Source organism: Pseudomonas sp. Pse35 (genome assembly GCF_024519715.1).
GTDB classification, from domain to species: Bacteria; Pseudomonadota; Gammaproteobacteria; order Pseudomonadales; family Pseudomonadaceae; genus Aquipseudomonas; species Aquipseudomonas paracarnis.
This window is the reverse complement of the sequence record NZ_JALJRP010000002.1, coordinates 51,406-68,596: the sequence shown is the minus strand read 5'-3', so window position 1 is coordinate 68,596 and position 17,191 is coordinate 51,406. Positions and strand designations below refer to the sequence as shown.

At 61.5% G+C, this 17,191-nt stretch carries 18 protein-coding genes; 5 read left to right on the top strand and 13 right to left on the bottom strand.

Annotation, left to right across the window (positions count from 1 at the left end; genetic code table 11):
- Positions 1 to 38: 38 nt before the first annotated feature.
- The gene (gene tagQ / locus OC445_RS01050) at positions 39 to 962 is read left to right on the top strand and encodes a type VI secretion system-associated lipoprotein TagQ (RefSeq protein WP_054896044.1); all 924 of its coding nucleotides are present in this window, start codon (positions 39 to 41) and stop codon (positions 960 to 962) included.
- Between the two features lie 124 nt (positions 963 to 1,086).
- On the top strand, positions 1,087 to 1,461 hold the full coding sequence (locus OC445_RS01045; RefSeq protein WP_003195530.1) for a hypothetical protein: 375 nt from the start codon (positions 1,087 to 1,089) through the stop codon (positions 1,459 to 1,461).
- 129 nt (positions 1,462 to 1,590) lie between these two features.
- Here OC445_RS01045 and OC445_RS01040 read toward each other — a convergent pair whose 3' ends face one another.
- From OC445_RS01040 to exbB, 6 genes are all read right to left on the bottom strand, one after another.
- Entirely contained in the window at positions 1,591 to 2,991 is a 1,401-nt protein-coding gene (locus tag OC445_RS01040; RefSeq protein WP_032894530.1) for an aminoacyl-tRNA deacylase and HDOD domain-containing protein, read from the bottom strand.
- 213 nt (positions 2,992 to 3,204) lie between these two features.
- Positions 3,205 to 5,280, bottom strand: a complete 2,076-nt coding sequence (gene recG / locus OC445_RS01035; protein WP_034129255.1) for an ATP-dependent DNA helicase RecG — start codon at positions 5,278 to 5,280, stop codon at positions 3,205 to 3,207.
- Positions 5,281 to 5,288: 8 nt separating this feature from the next.
- Positions 5,289 to 6,209, bottom strand: a complete 921-nt coding sequence (locus OC445_RS01030; RefSeq protein WP_003195523.1) for a hydrogen peroxide-inducible genes activator — start codon at positions 6,207 to 6,209, stop codon at positions 5,289 to 5,291.
- Positions 6,210 to 6,365: 156 nt separating this feature from the next.
- Positions 6,366 to 7,112: an energy transducer TonB gene (locus OC445_RS01025; RefSeq protein ID WP_003195521.1), complete on the bottom strand. Its 747-nt coding sequence runs from the start codon at positions 7,110 to 7,112 to the stop codon at positions 6,366 to 6,368.
- The gene (exbD, locus tag OC445_RS01020; RefSeq protein WP_003195519.1) at positions 7,109 to 7,534 is read right to left on the bottom strand and encodes a TonB system transport protein ExbD; all 426 of its coding nucleotides are present in this window, start codon (positions 7,532 to 7,534) and stop codon (positions 7,109 to 7,111) included. Before exbD ends, OC445_RS01025 begins: the two co-directional genes overlap by 4 nt.
- Before the next feature lie 6 nt (positions 7,535 to 7,540).
- On the bottom strand, positions 7,541 to 8,524 hold the full coding sequence (gene exbB / locus OC445_RS01015) for a tonB-system energizer ExbB (protein WP_034129097.1): 984 nt from the start codon (positions 8,522 to 8,524) through the stop codon (positions 7,541 to 7,543).
- A 188-nt stretch (positions 8,525 to 8,712) separates the two neighbouring features.
- Between exbB and OC445_RS01010 the strand changes: the two genes are divergently transcribed.
- Positions 8,713 to 9,564: an SDR family oxidoreductase gene (locus OC445_RS01010; protein WP_060763898.1), complete on the top strand. Its 852-nt coding sequence runs from the start codon at positions 8,713 to 8,715 to the stop codon at positions 9,562 to 9,564.
- A 126-nt stretch (positions 9,565 to 9,690) separates the two neighbouring features.
- Here the strand turns inward: OC445_RS01010 and OC445_RS01005 are convergent, their stop codons facing one another.
- The 6 genes from OC445_RS01005 to OC445_RS00980 form a co-directional block, all read right to left on the bottom strand.
- On the bottom strand, positions 9,691 to 10,431 hold the full coding sequence (locus tag OC445_RS01005) for a hypothetical protein (protein WP_060763899.1): 741 nt from the start codon (positions 10,429 to 10,431) through the stop codon (positions 9,691 to 9,693).
- 56 nt (positions 10,432 to 10,487) lie between these two features.
- Positions 10,488 to 10,868 carry a RidA family protein gene (locus OC445_RS01000; protein ID WP_003176922.1) on the bottom strand — a complete coding sequence of 127 codons (381 nt, stop codon included), beginning with the start codon at positions 10,866 to 10,868 and terminating at the stop codon, positions 10,488 to 10,490.
- 24 nt (positions 10,869 to 10,892) lie between these two features.
- On the bottom strand, positions 10,893 to 12,998 hold the full coding sequence (gene spoT, locus OC445_RS00995) for a bifunctional GTP diphosphokinase/guanosine-3',5'-bis pyrophosphate 3'-pyrophosphohydrolase (protein WP_003195510.1): 2,106 nt from the start codon (positions 12,996 to 12,998) through the stop codon (positions 10,893 to 10,895).
- Positions 12,999 to 13,058: 60 nt separating this feature from the next.
- The gene (gene rpoZ, locus OC445_RS00990) at positions 13,059 to 13,322 is read right to left on the bottom strand and encodes a DNA-directed RNA polymerase subunit omega (RefSeq protein ID WP_003195508.1); all 264 of its coding nucleotides are present in this window, start codon (positions 13,320 to 13,322) and stop codon (positions 13,059 to 13,061) included.
- 167 nt (positions 13,323 to 13,489) lie between these two features.
- Entirely contained in the window at positions 13,490 to 14,110 is a 621-nt protein-coding gene (gmk, locus tag OC445_RS00985) for a guanylate kinase (protein WP_019818119.1), read from the bottom strand.
- Positions 14,111 to 14,120: 10 nt separating this feature from the next.
- The gene (locus OC445_RS00980) at positions 14,121 to 14,984 is read right to left on the bottom strand and encodes a YicC/YloC family endoribonuclease (RefSeq protein WP_003195504.1); all 864 of its coding nucleotides are present in this window, start codon (positions 14,982 to 14,984) and stop codon (positions 14,121 to 14,123) included.
- A 217-nt stretch (positions 14,985 to 15,201) separates the two neighbouring features.
- Here OC445_RS00980 and rph point away from each other — a divergent pair, with 217 nt between their 5' ends.
- Positions 15,202 to 15,924, top strand: a complete 723-nt coding sequence (gene rph, locus OC445_RS00975; protein ID WP_003195497.1) for a ribonuclease PH — start codon at positions 15,202 to 15,204, stop codon at positions 15,922 to 15,924.
- 21 nt (positions 15,925 to 15,945) lie between these two features.
- Positions 15,946 to 16,314: a DUF4870 domain-containing protein gene (locus OC445_RS00970; protein WP_003195495.1), complete on the top strand. Its 369-nt coding sequence runs from the start codon at positions 15,946 to 15,948 to the stop codon at positions 16,312 to 16,314.
- 60 nt (positions 16,315 to 16,374) lie between these two features.
- Here the strand turns inward: OC445_RS00970 and OC445_RS00965 are convergent, their stop codons facing one another.
- Positions 16,375 to 17,154: an exodeoxyribonuclease III gene (locus OC445_RS00965; RefSeq protein ID WP_003195493.1), complete on the bottom strand. Its 780-nt coding sequence runs from the start codon at positions 17,152 to 17,154 to the stop codon at positions 16,375 to 16,377.
- Positions 17,155 to 17,191: the final 37 nt, after the last annotated feature.

Here is a 17,191-nt window from a genome sequence, read left to right as displayed (position 1 = left end):
CCGTGCTGGGCAAGTCAAACTTAACAGAGATCACATCTATGCTTTTTTCCCGTAAGGCGGTTTCCAAGCGTCACCTGCTGCTGATCGCAGCTGGTTTCAGCACCGTGTTGACTGGTTGCGCTACGTCGCCTGCGTCCAAGGTGGCGTCGAGCACCAAGGTCGAGTACTACCCCAACTGCTACGAGCCGGTGCAGCACCTGCGCGCCACCGATTCGGACATGACCAAGTCGGTCGTCACCGGTGCCGCGATCGGCGCGGCCGGCGGTGCCCTGCTGGGCGCGCTGACCGGCGACAAGGACAGCCGTGGCCGCAATGCCGCGATCGGTGCCGCAGGCGGCGCCCTGGCTGGCGGTGCGGCGGGTTACTACACCGAGCGCCAGAAACAGATCACCGATGACAACCAGCGCATCGCGTCCTACTCCACCGACTTCAACAAAAGCGCCTCGGACATCGACCGCAGCACCGCCTATGCCAAGGCGTCGCAGCAGTGCTACCAGAGCGCATTCACCAAGCTGGTGGCTGATCGCAAGGCCAAGACCGTCAACGACACCGAAGGCCGCAAGCGCCTGGCGGAAATCGTCGCGGGCCTGAAGGAGTCCAATGACCTGATCGTGACGGTCAACGGCAAAGCCAGCGAAGACCTGAACAACTACACCCAGGCCTACGAGAAAGACCTGCAACAGGTCGGCGTACAGCGCAGCGATGTGGTGACCGTGGCCACCGCCGATACCACGCCAGTGGTCGCTACGACCAAGGGCAAGAAAGCCGTCAAGCCAGCCAAGAAGCCGGTTCTGCCGACAGTGCCGAAAGAAGCGGTCACCACCGAACGTAGCATCCAGACCGTGCAGGCCAAGCAAGCTGAAAGCAAGCAGGTCGCCAGTGCGGGCAAGACCCAGATCGAAGCAACCTGCCGCAATCCAAACCTGGCCGACTGGGCGCCAGTGCCTTGCCCTAACGTTTAAGTACTTGTTGCTATAAGCGTTAAACGCCAACCGATCTGCGCCTAAAGCGCGAGATCGGTGGCGTTCCTTTTGCAAATCGTTACACTGCTGCGGCCACTCCAATAAATACACCGAGGCCGTGTGCATGAAATTTCGTCTTCTCCTGTGGGTGCTGGGCCTGATGATGGGCAAAGCCAGCCGCACCAACCCCGCCTTCCAGCAGCAACTGGGTGACAAAGACCTGGCCTTCCAGCTGCAGACCCTCGACGGCAAGGTTGCCCGTCACTTCATCGTCAAAGACCAGCGCATCACCAGCCGCTCAGGTGTCCACCCGGCGCCGGCCTTCGCGATTGCCTTCAAGGATGCCGCCTACGGCTTCGCCACGATGCAGGCGAAGAACAAGCAACTGGCGTTCATGACGGGGATTCAGGACAAGTCGATCCAGATCAAGGGCAACCCGGCACTGGTGATCTGGTTCCAGGGTCTGACCAAGTATTTGAAGCCGAAGAAAAAGAAGTAGGTGGTCAGGTAGACCGAGTTGGATTCATCGCAGGCAAGCCAGCTCCCACAGTGACCGCGTTCCAACTTGGAAATACGGTCAACTGTGGGAGCTGGCTTGCCTGCGATAGCGGTTTAACAGGCGGTGGGCTTACCCCTGGCTGAACTGCGAAGCCAATTCGCGCAACAGCACTTCGGCATCCAGCACTTTACCCACCACGTCCTCGGCCTTCTCGCGGCTCAGGCCCAGGCGCTCAAGCAACGCGTCGGGAATGGATTCATCCGGCCCGGAGCCAATCCCCCGGCTGCGCAACAGGCGCACCGCCAGGCACACCAGGTTCGGATACTCGGCGTATTGCCCGTCATACGTGGGATCGTGCTGGAAGCGCAGGGCGGTGCACAGTTCGTCCGGCATGTCCCAGTAGCGCATCAGCCAGGCGCCGATCTGTTCGCGGCTGATGCCCAGCAAATGTTGCTCGACGTAGCTGTGGCACAGGTGCGGGTTGACCTCCAGGTGGCGGCAGATCAGCGAGAAGTGCGGCGGAAACACGTGGGCCAGCAGCAGGTAGCCGAAGTTGTGCAGCAAACCTGCCAGGTAGGTCAGGCCGGCTTCCGGGCGTTGGGCGCGGGGCATGGCGCGGGTCAGGCCCTCGATCACGGCGGCGGTGTAGATCGACTGGTGCCAGTACGGCGTGGACAGGTGCGGGCGGTCCTTGGGCAGGCTCAGGGTTTTGCCCAGGGCCAGGCCCAGCGCCAGGTTGATCACAAGATCAAAGCCCAGCACGCGCACGATGGCGTCTTCGACTGAGCGGATCTTGCCCGGCGAGGCGTAGTAGGGCGACGCGGCCCAGCTTACGACCTGGGCGGCAAGGGCCGGGTCGGTTTCCACCACGCCAGTAATGTCGTCGATGGTGGCGTTGGGATCCACGCGCAGCTTGATGATCTTCTGCGCCGTGTCGGCCAGCGGCGGAATTTCGATGGTCGCTTCCAGGCGTTGCTGGATACGGCGAGCGGTGAAGGCTTGCATCGCCTGGGTGATTTCCTCGCGGTCATCATTGGGGCGGTCGAGGTTCGGACGGATGTTGCTCAAGGGCTCACCGAACTGCGCGGCGCTGGCCTTGGTGAGCAGGCTCTTGAAGGCGTCGGTGGGGATTTCCAGCAACAGCCCGGCTTCGCCCGAATGCACCAGCAGGCTCGGCTCATTGAGCAAGCGGCCTTCGTACAGGCACGGCGAACTGGTCAGGGGCGGCAAGCCCGGCAGCAGGCTCAGGTCATGCTTGCCCAGCATGCGCTCGACCCGCTCGGGGGCGACAGCCGTGAGGCGGCGACCGGTGAGTTCGGCGAGGCGGTTGAGGTCCAGCAATTGGCTTTGGGGAAACAGCACCATGAGCGCGCCAACCGCATCTTCAAGCAACACCGCCTGGACCTTTCGGGCAGGGTTCAGGCCAGGCTGTTCGATGACTTCCGTGTAGGGGATGGCGAGCTTTGCGAGCAGCGCCCGAATGACCGGCGGGGCGGTCAGTGGGGCTGTGGCGAGGGCAACTTCTGACATGGCCTGATCCAATTTCTTACATTCATTGGAGTATAACCAGCTTGATACGGGTGTTGGTCGGATAAGTGGCGTTTGTGATGAGGTTGGCGGTGTGCTGATTACCCTGTAGGAGCGAGCTTGCTCGCGAAGACCTTCCTGGCGGCGCCATCATCCAGAGCGTCCGCGTCATCGTTGGCGTTTTTCGCGAGCAAGCTCGCTCCTACAGGGAGGAGGTCAAACCTGGCCGTATTGCTGGCCGTGGCGCAGCCAGCGGTTGAGCAAGGGGCTGACGTGATCGGGCCAACGCTCGAGCAATGCTTGCGCAGCATCGCGCACGGCGGGCAGCAGGTCGGCATCGCGCATCAGGTCGGCGACCTTGAATTGCAGCAGGCCGGTCTGGCGCGTGCCGAGCATTTCACCGGGGCCGCGCAGTTCGAGGTCTTTTTCGGCAATGACAAAACCGTCGTTGGTTTCGCGCATGATGCCCAAGCGCTGGCGACCGATCTGCGACAGTGGCGGATGATAGAGCAGCACGCAGTGGCTGGCGGCACTGCCCCGGCCAACCCGCCCGCGCAATTGGTGCAGTTGCGCCAGGCCCAGGCGTTCGGGGTTTTCGATGATCATCAGACTGGCGTTGGGGACGTCCACGCCCACTTCAATCACGGTGGTAGCCACCAGTAATTGCAGGTTGCCGGCCTTGAACTCGGCCATTACCGCGGCTTTTTCCGCCGGTTTCATACGGCCATGGATCAACCCCACCTTGAGCTCACCCAAGGCACTGGTGAGGTCTTCATAAGTGGTTTCGGCGGCCTGGCAGGTCAGTTCTTCGGACTCTTCGATCAGGGTGCATACCCAGTACGCCTGGCGGCCTTCGGCGCAGGCACCGCGCACGCGCTCGATCACTTCGACGCGCCGGGTGTCGGTGACCAGCACGGTGTTGACCGGCGTACGCCCCGGCGGCAGCTCGTCGAGGATCGAGGTGTCGAGGTCGGCGTAGGCGCTCATGGCCAGGGTGCGTGGGATCGGCGTGGCGGTCATGATCAACTGGTGCGGGTTCATGCGCCCGCCCACGCCTTTCTGGCGCAGGGCCAGGCGCTGTTGCACGCCAAATCGGTGCTGTTCGTCGATGATCACTAGCGCAAGGTTCTTGAACTGCACTTCGTCCTGGAACAGCGCATGGGTGCCCACCACCATCGGTGCGCCGGCGGCGATCTGCTCCAGGGCGGCCACGCGGTTCTTGCCTTTGAGCTTGCCAGCCAGCCACGCCACCTCCAGGCCCAGCGGTTCGAGCCAGCGCTTGAAGGTGATGAAGTGTTGTTCGGCGAGAATTTCCGTCGGTGCCATCAGCGCCACTTGATAGCCAGCTTCCAGGGCTTGCAGGGCGGCCAGGGCAGCGACCACGGTTTTGCCTGCCCCTACGTCACCCTGGATCAACCGCAGCATCGGTTCTTGCTGGCTGAGGTCGTAGGCGATTTCATTGCCCACGCGCTGTTGCGCGCCGGTGGGCGCAAAGCCGAGGTTGGCCAGGTATTGCGCAGGCAGCCGCGTGGCTCTGGGCATCGCCGGGGCGCGCAGGGAACGCATGCTTTCGCGCAGGCGTTGCTGGGACAGCTGGTGCGTGAGCAGTTCTTCAAAGGCCAGGCGATGTTGGGCCCAATGATGACCGAGGGCGAGTTCGTCCACATCGGCATCGGCGGGCGGGTGATGCAAATACCGAATCGCATCGGCCAGGGGCGCCAACTGATAATCGCGGGCCAGCTCCAGGGGCAGCCAATCGGGCAGACTTTGCGGGCCAAGCATCGTCAGGGTTTGCATGCACAACTGGCGCAGGCGTTGCTGGGTCAGGCCCTCGGTCAGCGGGTAGATCGGCGTGAGCGTGGTGTCCACCGGTGGCGGCTCGTCGCCGGTAATGGCGCGGTATTCCGGGTGGTAGATTTCCAGGCCCGATGCGCCAGGGCGTGCCTCGCCGTAGCAGCGCACGCGGGTGCCACGCTTGAGGCCTTCCTTCTGCGCGTTGCTGAAGTGGTAGAAGCGCAGGCTCAAGCCGCCGGTACCGTCCTGCAGGCGCACCACCAGGCTGCGGCGCTTGCCCATCACCACGTCGGCGCCACTGACGGTGCCTTCGATCACCGCGTCTTGCCCAGGGCGCAAATGGCCGATGGGCACCACGCGGGTGCGGTCCTGGTAGCGCAGAGGCAGGTGGAACAGCACGTCCTGAAGGTTCTCCAGGCCGACCTTGGCCAGCTTCTCGGCCATGGCCTCACCGACACCCTTGAGTGCCGTCACCGACACCTGCGACAGCTCAGTCATACCGTGGCTTAGCTCGCAACGGGCGGCTTGGCCACCGAACACAGACGGATCGAGTCCGCGAGAATCTCAATCGCTTTGGGGCGCGGGAAGCTGGCGCGCCACGCAATCGCTACGGTACGGAACGGCACCGGCGGCGTGAGTGGGCGCACTTCGATCACGCCCTGGGCGTAGTGATGGCTGTCTACCGCAGACAGCGGCAGGATCGAGATACCCAGGCCGGAAGCGACCATATGGCGAATGGTTTCCAGGGAGCTGGATTCCACCGTAGTGTGCTTGGCGCCGTCGTTGCCCTTGGTCAGGGTGGGGCAGGCTTCCAGCACCTGGTCGCGGAAGCAGTGGCCTTCACCGAGCAGCAACAGGCTCTTGTCGTTGAGCAGGCCGGCGTCGATGGTGTCCTTCTTGGTCCACGGGTGGGAGGCTGGCATCAGTACATAGAACGGCTCGTCGTAGAGCGGCAGGGTCAGCACGTCCGCTTCGTTGAAGGGCAGGGCGATGATGATCGCGTCCAGCTCGCCGTTGCGCAGTTTGTCGCGCAGCACGTGGGTGAAGTTTTCTTCGATATACAGCGGCATCTGCGGCGCGACGCGATGCAGTTGCGGGATCAGGTGCGGGAACAGGTAGGGGCCGACCGTATAGATCGCGCCGACCTTGAGCGGCGCGGTCAGCTGGTTCTTGCCGGCCTGGGCCAGTTCGCGAATGCTTTGCGCCTGTTCCAGGACCTTCTGCGCCTGGGCAACGATACCTTCGCCCACCGGGGTGAGGCGCACGGCGCTCTTGCTGCGCTCGAAAATCAGCACACCGAGTTCGTCTTCAAGCTTTTTCACACCCACCGACAGCGTCGGCTGGCTGACGTGGCAACGCTCGGCGGCATGGCCGAAGTGCTGTTCTTGGGCGAGGGTCACGATGTAGCGTAATTCTGTGAGAGTCATAGCGGGCGTCCATGAGGTTGCGGGCCAAGCATACCGGCTGCAATCGATAGACGCACGTTATCAGAACTTTGCTGGGGATTGAGTGGGGAATATCGGAATTTTACTGAGGTATTAAAGCGAATGTGGGAGGGAGCAAGTCCCTCCCACAGTGCTCTCTCAGCGGCGACGCTTGTCGATGTTGTAGACGAACGGCGCGACCAGTTCGACGCTGCCGTTTTTCAGCAGATCGGCAGGTGGCTTGGGTAGCGGCTGAGCCTTGCGGATCATCTCAAGGGTTGCACGGTCCAGGTCGGCGTTGCCGGAGCGGCCTTCCAGTTCGTAGGACAGCACATTACCTTCGCCATCGACCACGAAGCGCAAGCGGTTCATACCTTCCTTGCCACTGCGTTGGGCGCCGGGCGGGTACTTCTTGTACTTCTGCAGATGCGCCAACAAAGTGCTTTGCCAGGATGCCTGGGCGGCCAGCTGCTGTGCCGACGGGCCTGGCGTAGGCTGGGCGGACTTCTGCGCAGGTGCGTTGCTCGGCGGCGTTTCGCTCGGTGGCTCCTCGGAAGGTTTCTCCTTGGGCGGCTCGGGCTTCTTCTCCACCGGCTTTGGCGGTTGTGGCTTAGGCTTGGGCTTGACCGGCTTGGGCACCTGGATCGTTGGCTTGGGCGCCTCGGCCAGCTTCGGCAGGGGCAGCTCTTCGACCGGTGGCGGCGGCGGCGCAACGACCTTGGGCGGTGCTGGAGGCGGCGGCGGTGCTGGCAGCGGCGCCAGGTCGATGACCATGGCGGCGGGTGGCAGCTGGATCGCCTGCGGCGCGGACCATTGGAGCGCGATGATGATCGCGACGGCATGCACGCCCAGCACGACGGCGAGGCTGGTGCCATAACGCGTCAGTTTGTGGCGCGTCGTGATCATTTCTTGGCTGCCGTCTCAAGTCCGACCAGGCCTACCTTGAGGTAGCCGGCTGCCCGCAGGGCATCCATCACGCTCATCAGGTCGCCGTAGTCCACGCCTTTGTCGGCCTGGAAGAAGATGGTCGTGTCTTTCTTGCCTTGGGTCTTGGCATCCAGCACCGGCCCCAGGGTTTCAGCCTTGACCTCTTCTTCGCCCAGGAACAGGCGTTGGTCCGCCTTGACGCTGAGGAAGATCGGTTTTTCCGGCCGCGGCGCCGGCTTGGCGCTGGACGCGGGCAGGTCCACCTTGATGTCCACGGTTGCCAGCGGTGCCGCCACCATGAAGATGATCAGCAGCACCAGCATCACGTCGATAAACGGCGTGACGTTGATTTCGTGGTTCTCGACGAGTTCGTCGTCGCCTTGATTCAAATGCAGGCCCATGGCCGATTACCCCACTTTCACCATGTGCGGTTGCGAGCTGCGCTCGGTAGGCAGGTGATCGAGGTCACGGCTGACGAGCAACAGGACTTCTGCCGACGCATCCGATACCTGAGCCTTGTAGCCGGCGATCGAACGGGCGAAGACGTTGTAGATCACCACCGCAGGAATTGCGGCAACCAGGCCCAGGGCGGTAGCCAGCAGGGCTTCGGCGATGCCGGGGGCAACGACGGCGAGGTTGGTGGTCTGGGTTTTGGCGATACCGATGAAGCTGTTCATGATGCCCCACACGGTACCGAACAGGCCGACGAAGGGTGCGGTGGAACCGATGGTAGCGAGTACGCCGGTGCCGCTGCTCATGTTACGGCCGCAGGCGGCCACCAGGCGCTCAAGGCGGAAGCTGACGCGCTCCTTGATGCCTTCTTTTTCACGGGTGTTGGCCGACAGGCGCATTTCTTCCAGTGCGTCGTGCACCAGCAGGTTGGCCAGGGTGCCCTTCTTGGTCGCGGTTTCGCTCGCTTCCTTGAGGGTGGTGGCTTTTTTCAGGTGGACGATTTCAGCGCGCAGACGACGCTTGGCGCCCAACAGCTCGAAGCCTTTGGCAATCCAGATGGTCCAGGTGATGATCGAGGCAATGGCCAGGCCGATCATTACGGCTTTCACCACCACGTCAGCATTCTGGTACATGCCCCATGGCGACAAGTCGTGGGCCATGCCCAGGGTGTTGTCTTCTTCCAGCACCACGCCGGTTTCGTCGGCAGGTGCGGCGGCGCCGGCGGCCTGGGCCGGGTCGGTGGCCACTGGCGCGACGGCAGGCGTTGCCGCAGTAGCGGCATTTTGCTCGGCAGCTGCCGGAGCGGCTGGGGCAGTGGCGTCAGCGAATGCGGCGGTCGGTGCCAGCAATACGCTGAACAGCATCGCAGCAATCGCACGCCAGGCGCGGGAGGGGCTGTGAAGCTTGGTTGGCGAAGCGGGGGTTGTATGACGTGTCATGCTGGCCGGACCTGAGAGAAAAAATGGGTGATCGTCCTTCCAGACCATTTAGGGTCGAGGACAAATGGGCGGTTATTATTGCAAGTAATTCTTGTTAACTAAAGTGGCACTGTTACTTTATTTCGCTTTTTACTGGCCGTTGATCCACTCGCGCGGCTAATCTGCGCCTTTGAGAATGGAGTTTTATGATGTCTGCGCCTTCTGTTGTGATTGCCGGTTGCGGTGATGTGGGTAGTCGGCTGGCTAGTCAATTGCTGGCCTCGGAATGGGAGGTCCACGGCCTGCGCCGCGATATTTCACGCTTGCCCGACGGTGTGATCGGCATTGCCGGCGATCTGTTCAAAAAGGACTGCCCGGACACCTGGCCGATCGGCGGGGTGGATTATCTGGTGTACTGCGCCGCTGCCACCGACCACGACGAGGCCGGCTATCGCGCCGCCTACGTGCAAGGGTTGCAGCATGTGTTGGAGTGGTTGGAAGACTACGGCCAGACGCCCAAGCATTTGCTGTTTGTCTCCAGCAGCAGTGTGTATGGGCAGCAAAACGGCGAGTGGGTCGACGAAACGTCCGAGACGCAAGCGAAGGGCTATTCCGGGCAGGTGATGCTGGAAGCTGAACAGGTGGCGCTCAACAGCGGTATTCCAGCGACCATCGTGCGACTGACCGGGATTTACGGCCCGGGTCGGGAATGGCTGCTCACTCAGGTTCGCCAAGGCTATCGCGTAGCGGTTGACCCGCCGTTGTATGGCAACCGTATCCACGCCGATGACGCCGCGGGCCTGCTCGCCTTTTTGCTGCGGCATGTGGAGAAGGGCGGTTCGCTGGACAAGGTCTATATCGGCGTTGACGATGCGCCGGCACCACTGGCCGAGGTGGTGGCGTGGTTGCGCGAGTACCTGGGTGTGACCGAATGGGCCGAGGACGCCAGTGTGCGGCGTGCGGGGAGCAAGCAGTGCAGTAATGCACGTATCAAGGCGCTTGGCTGGACGCCGACATACCCGACTTACCGGGAAGGCTATGCGGCGATTCTGAAAGGCTGAAGCGCGGCAAAAAATGTGGGAGCTGGCTTGCCTGCGATAGCGGTATATCAATCACATCTTTGTTGAATGTAATACCGTCATCGCAGTCAAGCCAGCTCCAACATTTGGATTTGGGCGAGGCTTTTATTACTTTTCAAGCAACCATTGGCGAGGGCCTGGCGTAAACGAAGGCACTTCATCGGCCTGCGCGGTATTGATCGCCTGGAAGATCTCCAGTTGTTTACCCTTGCGCGTGAAGATCCATGGGTTGCCCTGGCCGTCCAGTTGCAGCCAGATGCTGTCGTAGCCGCCGCTCATGGAGGCGCAATCGCCTGCCAGGCAGAGTGAATAGCGATCAACCCCCGGCAGGCCGGCGACCTTGCCGTCTGCCTGGAACTGCACCGTGGCACCGCTGCCGGTGCCGTCGCTGATCTTCCAGTCGCCGCCCATATAGGCCGCATACAACGCGCGCTCGAAGGTGGCGCCCAGTGGCGCGCCTTCCGGTGCGGGTTCTTTGGCGCGGGCAAACAGCTGTTCGGGCTCATTGTCGTTGGCCACTTGCAGCAGTTGCTTGCCTTTGCGCTTGAGTTCGGTGGCTGAGCTGCCATAGAAGTCCACGCTCCACGCGCCGGGCTTTTCACCCGACAACTTGCCTTCCGCCACTTCAAAACCGTTGTAGTAGCGTGCCTGCAAAGCCTTGGTGTTGACCTCCCACTCGAGGTTGGGGCCATAGGACTGCAGGGCTTCACGCAAAGGGCCGCCCTTGGCTGCCGCGTCGATGGCGGCCTGGTTGATCCAGGTACCGCTTACATCCAGGTCGGCGGGGTTGCTGGCACAGCCGCCGAGCAACAGGGCGAGCAACGAGGAGGCTACAAGCGCTTTGCGCATTACGAAATCCTTCTGAAACGAAGTCGGCGCAGCCTGTTTGGGCTGCGCCGGGTGTTTTACTCGATGACCAGAATGGCGTCCATCTCAACCTGTGCGCCCTTTGGCAGGGCGGCGACGCCGATGGCGGCGCGGGCTGGGTAAGGTTGTTCGAAGTACTTGCCCATGATCTCGTTGACCTTGGCAAAGTGGCTGAGGTCGGTGAGGAAGATGTTCAGCTTGACGATGTCCTTGAACGAACCACCGGCAGCTTCAGCCACGGACTTGAGGTTTTCAAAGACCTGCACGGTCTGGGCTTCGAAGCCTTCAACCAGTTCCATGGTCTTTGGGTCCAGCGGGATCTGGCCGGACATGTAGACGGTGTTGCCCGCCTTGATCGCCTGGGAATAAGTGCCGATGGCGGCTGGAGCTTTATCGCTGGTGATAACTGTCTTGGTCATGAATGACTCCTTGTAATGGATCGGTTATGCACGCATGCGGGTGATGCGGATCACACCGGTCAAGGCGCGCAACTTTTTGATCACGCGGGCCAGGTGCACGCGGTCGTGCACGCTGACCACCAGTTGGACCACGCTGATGCGACCATCGCGTTCGTCCATGCTGATTTTCTCGATATTGCCGTCGGCGGCGTTGACGCTGCTGGCCAGCAGGGCGATGAGGCCGCGCTGGTGTTCCAGCTCAACCCGCAGCTCGACGTTGAATTCGCCGGTGACATCTTTGGCCCACGAGAGCTGGATGCATTTTTCCGGGTTGTGGCGGATTTCGGTGATGTTGCGGCAGTTGTCCAGGTGCACCACCATGCCTTTGCCGGCGGACAAGTGGCCGACAATCGGGTCGCCCGGGATCGGCGTGCAACATTTGGCGTAGCTGAGCACCAGGCCCTCGGTGCCGCGAATCGCCAGTGGGCCTTCGGGGCTCGGCAACTGTTCGCCTTCGCCCAGCAGGCGGCGCGCAACCACGTAGGCCATGCGGTTGCCCAGGCCGATATCTTCCAACAGGTCTTCGATGGTTTCCTGGCGGTACTCGTGGAGCATCGCTTGCACGCGCTCTTGCGGAATCTTGTCCAGGGCGCTGTCGAAGCCGTTGAGCACCTTGTTCAGCAGGCGTTCGCCCAGGCTGATGGATTCGGAGCGGCGCTGCAATTTCAGCGCGTGGCGAATATGCGTACGTGCCTTGCCGGTGACCACAAAGTTGAGCCAGGCCGGGTTCGGGCGAGCGCCCGGTGCGCTGACGATCTCCACCGTGGAACCGCTTTGCAGCGGTTCGGACAGCGGTGCCAGGCGCCGGTTGATGCGACAGGCGATGCAGCTGTTACCGACATCGGTGTGCACCGCGTAGGCAAAGTCGACCGCCGTGGAGCCTTTGGGCAGCTCCATGATCCGGCCTTTGGGCGTGAATACGTAGACCTCGTCCGGGAACAGGTCGATCTTCACGCTTTCGATAAATTCCAGGGAGTTGCCGGCACGTTGCTGCATTTCCAGCACGCCCTTGACCCATTGGCGCGCGCGAGCATGGGTGCCTTTGGGCTGCTCGTCACCGCTGGACTTGTACAGCCAGTGGGCGGCAATGCCGTTGTTGGCCATCTCTTCCATTTCGCGGGTGCGGATCTGGATCTCGATCGGCACGCCGTGCATGCCAAACAGGGTGGTATGCAGCGACTGGTAGCCGTTGGCCTTGGGAATTGCGATGTAGTCCTTGAAGCGGCCCGGCAGGGGCTTGTACAAATTATGTACAGCGCCCAGTACGCGGTAGCAGGTATCGACCTTGTCGACGATGATCCGGAACGCATAGACGTCCATGATCTCGTTGAAGGCCCGACGCTTGCCGCGCATCTTTTTGTAGATGCCGTAGATGTGCTTCTGCCGGCCGCTGACCTCGCCCTCGATCTCGTCGATCGCCAGGCAATGGCTCAGGGACTCTTCGATCTTGTTGACGATTTCCTTGCGGTTGCCCCGTGCGCGCTTCACCGCCTGGTAGATGCGCGCCGAACGCATGGGGTGCATGGCTTTAAAGCCCAGGTCTTCGAATTCGATACGAATGGCGTGCATGCCCAGCCGGTTGGCGATGGGCGCATAGATTTCCAGGGTTTCCTTGGCGATGCGCCGGCGCTTTTCGCCGGACAGCACTTCCAGCGTGCGCATGTTGTGCAGCCGGTCGGCCAGCTTGACCAGGATCACCCGAATGTCTCGGGCCATGGCCATGGCCATCTTCTGGAAGTTTTCCGCCTGGGCTTCGGCCTTGGTCTCGAAGTTCATCTGGGTCAGCTTGCTGACCCCATCGACCAGTTCGGCCACGGTTTCGCCAAATTGCGCACTGAGCGCTTCCTTGGCAATGCCGGTGTCTTCGATCACGTCATGCAGCATCGCGGCCATCAGGCTCTGATGGTCCATGTGCATGTCGGCAAGAATATTGGCCACCGCAAGAGGATGGGTGACATACGCCTCGCCGCTACGTCGGCGTTGGCCGTCGTGGGCTTGTTCGGCGTAGAAATACGCTCGGCGAACCAGGTTGACCTGGTCTGCGCCGAGGTAGGCCGATAAGCGATCGGCGAGGGCGTCTATGCTCGGCAAAGTGTGAACTCCTGCCGATGGCTGTGACCCCGCGCCGTGCTACGTCGACCAGGCATAGGCTTAGACGTCCTCGTTGGACTCGCCTTCGAACGCTGCAAACAGCGGTTCGTCTTCAACGATTTCGGCGTTGGCGATGAACTCGTAGCTCATCAGGCCTTCAGCGATTTCACGCAGGGCTACAACGGTAGGCTTGTCGTTTTCCCACTGGACCAGAGGCTCTTTGCCGCCAGTGGCCAGTTGACGGGCACGCTTGGTAGAGAGCATGACCAGCTCAAAGCGGTTATCCACGTGTTCTAGGCAGTCTTCAACGGTTACGCGGGCCATGGTATTCCTCGGAGCGAATGCAAGATGCGCGCTGCCCGGTTGGGCGAGCGGACTGAGCAGTTTAAAAAATCACCAGCGTTTAGGGAAGCGCTGATTTTTCGCAGGCCTTCGCAAAACCGCTACAAGTGCCAATGTAAGGCCCTTGCAGCTGTTTTGGGAAGAGTCAATCAGCCGAGCAATTCGGCGAGTAATTTGCCGAAACGCTGCTGTTGGCGCTTTTGCTGCAGTTGGTTGGCGCGGAAAATCGCCTTCAAATCATCCAGGGCGTGGGTAAAGTCGTCATTGATGATCAGGTAGTCGTAGTCGACGTAGTGGCTCATTTCGCTGACGGCTTCACGCATGCGGCCCTCGATAATTTCATCGCTGTCCTGGCCGCGGTTGGTCAGGCGTTGGTGCAGGGCTTGGAGCGATGGCGGCAGGATGAAGATGGAGCGCGCCTTGGGCATCAGCTGGCGCACTTGCTCGGCGCCCTGCCAGTCGATCTCCAGGATCAGGTCGTGGCCTTCGTCCAGGGTCTGTTGCAGGTGGCTCTGCGAGGTGCCGTAGAGGTTGCCGAACACTTCGGCGCGCTCCAGGAAGTCACCGTGTTCGATCATCTTGACGAACTCGGTACGCTCGACGAAGTGATAGTGCACGCCGTCCACTTCGCCCGGGCGCATGGCGCGGGTGGTGTGCGAGACCGAAATGCGGATCTGCTCGTCAGCGTCGGTCAAGGCCTTGACCAGGCTGCTCTTGCCCGCGCCCGAAGGGGCGGAAATGATGTAAAGGGTGCCGGTGCTGTGGGTCATGGAGGGTGCCTTACTCAATATTCTGTACTTGTTCGCGCATTTGCTCGATCAACACTTTGAGGTTGACCGCCGCCGTGGTGCTGCGCGGGTCGAACGCTTTGGAGCCCAGTGTATTGGCTTCGCGGTTGAGTTCCTGCATCAGGAAGTCCAGGCGCCGACCGGCGGCACCGCCGGACTTGAGTACGCGGCGCACTTCAAGGATATGGGTGCTCAGGCGGTCGAGTTCTTCGGCCACGTCGCTCTTCTGCGCGAGCAGGACCATTTCCTGTTCCAGGCGCGTCGGATCGAGGTCGGCCTTCATGTCGGTGAAGCGGTCGAGGACCTTCTGGCGCTGGGTGGCGAGCATCTGCGGTACCAATTCGCGCAGGGTCACTACGTCGGCTTCGATCGATGTCAGCCGCTCGTTGATCAGGCGCGCCAGTTCGGCGCCTTCGCGTTCACGGCCGGCCTTGAGCTCCTTCAGGCCCTGGTTGAACAGGGCGAGGGCTTCGGCATTCAAGGCCTGTGGGTCTGCCGCGTCGGCCACCAGCACGCCGGGCCAGGCCAATACTTCCAGAGGGTTCAATGCGGCTGGCTGTTTGATCAGGCCGGCGATGGTTTCGGCCGCGGCCACCAGTTGGGCGGCGCGGTCTCGGTCGACCTGCAGCGGCTTGCCGGTGGTTTCTTCGGTAAAGCGCAGAGTGCATTCCAGCTTGCCGCGGGAGATGCCCTGGCGCAGCGCTTCACGAACCGCGCCTTCAAGGTCGCGGAACGACTCCGGCAGGCGCAGGTGCGGCTCCAGGTAACGGCTGTTGACCGAGCGCAGTTCCCAGCTGAGGGTGCCTTGGGCCCCGGCTTTTTCGACACGGGCGAAGGCGGTCATGCTGTGCACCATGGAGGTACCTCGCGATGCAGTCCCGCAAATACGGGCTGATGGGTAAATTGAAGCCGACAGGCTGCGAAGGCGCAGGAGTGTAGCGCAGTGGGGCGGGTGCGCCAAAACAATGGCCGATCGCCTGACCATTCGTAACCGAATTTTTTAGAAGTGCCTCGAACCGGCTTGCGGCTCTATAATGCTCGGCAGTTTTTCGTCCTCAGTACAGGTATCCCCTATGAAACGTCCAAGTGGTCGCGCTGCCGATCAGCTCCGCTCGATCCGCATCACCCGCAACTACACCAAACACGCCGAGGGATCCGTACTGGTCGAGTTTGGCGATACCAAGGTCATCTGCACTGTCAGCGTCGAAAACGGCGTGCCGCGCTTCCTCAAGGGCCAGGGCCAGGGTTGGTTGACCGCTGAATACGGCATGCTGCCGCGCGCCACTGGCGAGCGTAACCAGCGTGAAGCCAGCCGTGGCAAGCAAGGCGGGCGTACCCTGGAAATCCAGCGCCTGATCGGCCGCTCCCTGCGTGCCGCCCTGGATATGTCCAAGCTGGGTGACGTCACCCTCTACGTCGACTGCGACGTGATCCAGGCTGACGGCGGTACCCGCACGGCGTCCATCACCGGCGCCATGGTGGCCCTGGTCGACGCTTTGAAAGTCATCAAGAAGCGTGGCGGCCTGAAAGCGGGTGACCCGCTCAAGCAGATGATCGCCGCTGTGTCTGTTGGCATGTACCAGGGCGAGCCTGTGCTGGACCTGGACTACCTGGAAGACTCGGCCGCCGAGACCGACCTCAACGTGGTCATGACCAGCACCGGTGGTTTCATCGAAGTGCAGGGCACTGCCGAAGGCGCGCCATTCCAGCCGGCTGAGCTGAACGCCATGCTGGCCTTGGCCCAGAAAGGCATGACCGAAATCTTTGAATTGCAGAACGCCGCGCTGGCTGACTGAGCCGGCCCAAGGAGAAACGCCATGAATGACAGCCAGTTGCCGGTTCCGGCACCGTCCAAGGAAGTACGCCAGTGGGCAATGTTGTGTCATTTTGCGGCATTCCTGGGGTTGGTATTCCCCTTCGGCAGCTTGCTTGGGCCGTTGATCCTGTGGCAGTTCAAGAAGGACATGGACCCGCTCATCGATGACCAGGGCAAGGAGGCGCTGAATTTCCAGATCACCGTGGCGATCGCCTGGCTGGTGTGCCTGTTGCTGGGCTTCGTGGTCGTTGGCTTCTTGCTGATGACCGTGCTGGTGATTGGTGCGTTGATACTGACGATCATCGCCGGTATCAAGGCCAACAAAGGCATTGCCTATCGCTATCCGTGGACCTGGCGCCTGGTCAAGTAACCGGGCGGCCACAAAAAAACCGACATCACTGTCGGTTTTTTTTGTGCCTGGAAAAAGACCTCAGATGGTCAATGTCCAGTCGTAGTCCACGATCAGCGGCGCGTGCTGCGAGAAGCGCGGCTGGCGCGGCAGGCGTGCACTGCGTACGAACCGGCGCAGGCCTGGGGTCAGTAGCTGGTAGTCGAAACGCCAGCCCAGGTTGAGCATCTCAGCCTGTTCGTTATCTGGCCACCAGCTGTACTGGTCGCCTTCGCGACTGACTTCACGCAGGGCATCGACATAGCCCATGTTGCCGACAATCTCGTCCATCCAGGCGCGTTCTGGCGCCAGGAAGCCCGGGGATTGCTGGCTGTCGCGCCAGTTCTTGATATCCAGTTTCTGTTGCGCCACGTACAGCGAGCCACAATAAATGTACTCGCGACGTTTGCGTCGCTGCTTATCCAGGTAACGGGCGAAATCGTCCATTAGCTTGAATTTCTGGTTCAAGTCTTCATCGCCGTTCTGCCCGGAAGGAAGCAGCAAGGTCGCGATGCTGACCTTGTCGAAATCGGCTTGCAGGTAACGCCCGTAGCGGTCGGCTGTCTCGAAGCCGAGGCCGCTGATGACCGCCTTGGGTTGCAACCGCGAGTACAAAGCCACGCCACCTTGGGTGGGCACTTCGGCATCGCAGGCATAAAGGAAGTAGCCATCCAGTTGGAAGGCTGGGTCGTCCAGTTCAAAGGCGGAGGCACGGGTGTCCTGCAGGCAGATGACGTCGGCATTCTGTGCTTGCAGCCAACTGAGCAAACCACGCTCGACTGCAGCCTGAATACCATTAACGTTCACACTGATGATCCGCATAAATGGCCCCAAAAATCGCGTGCGTGTATGATACACG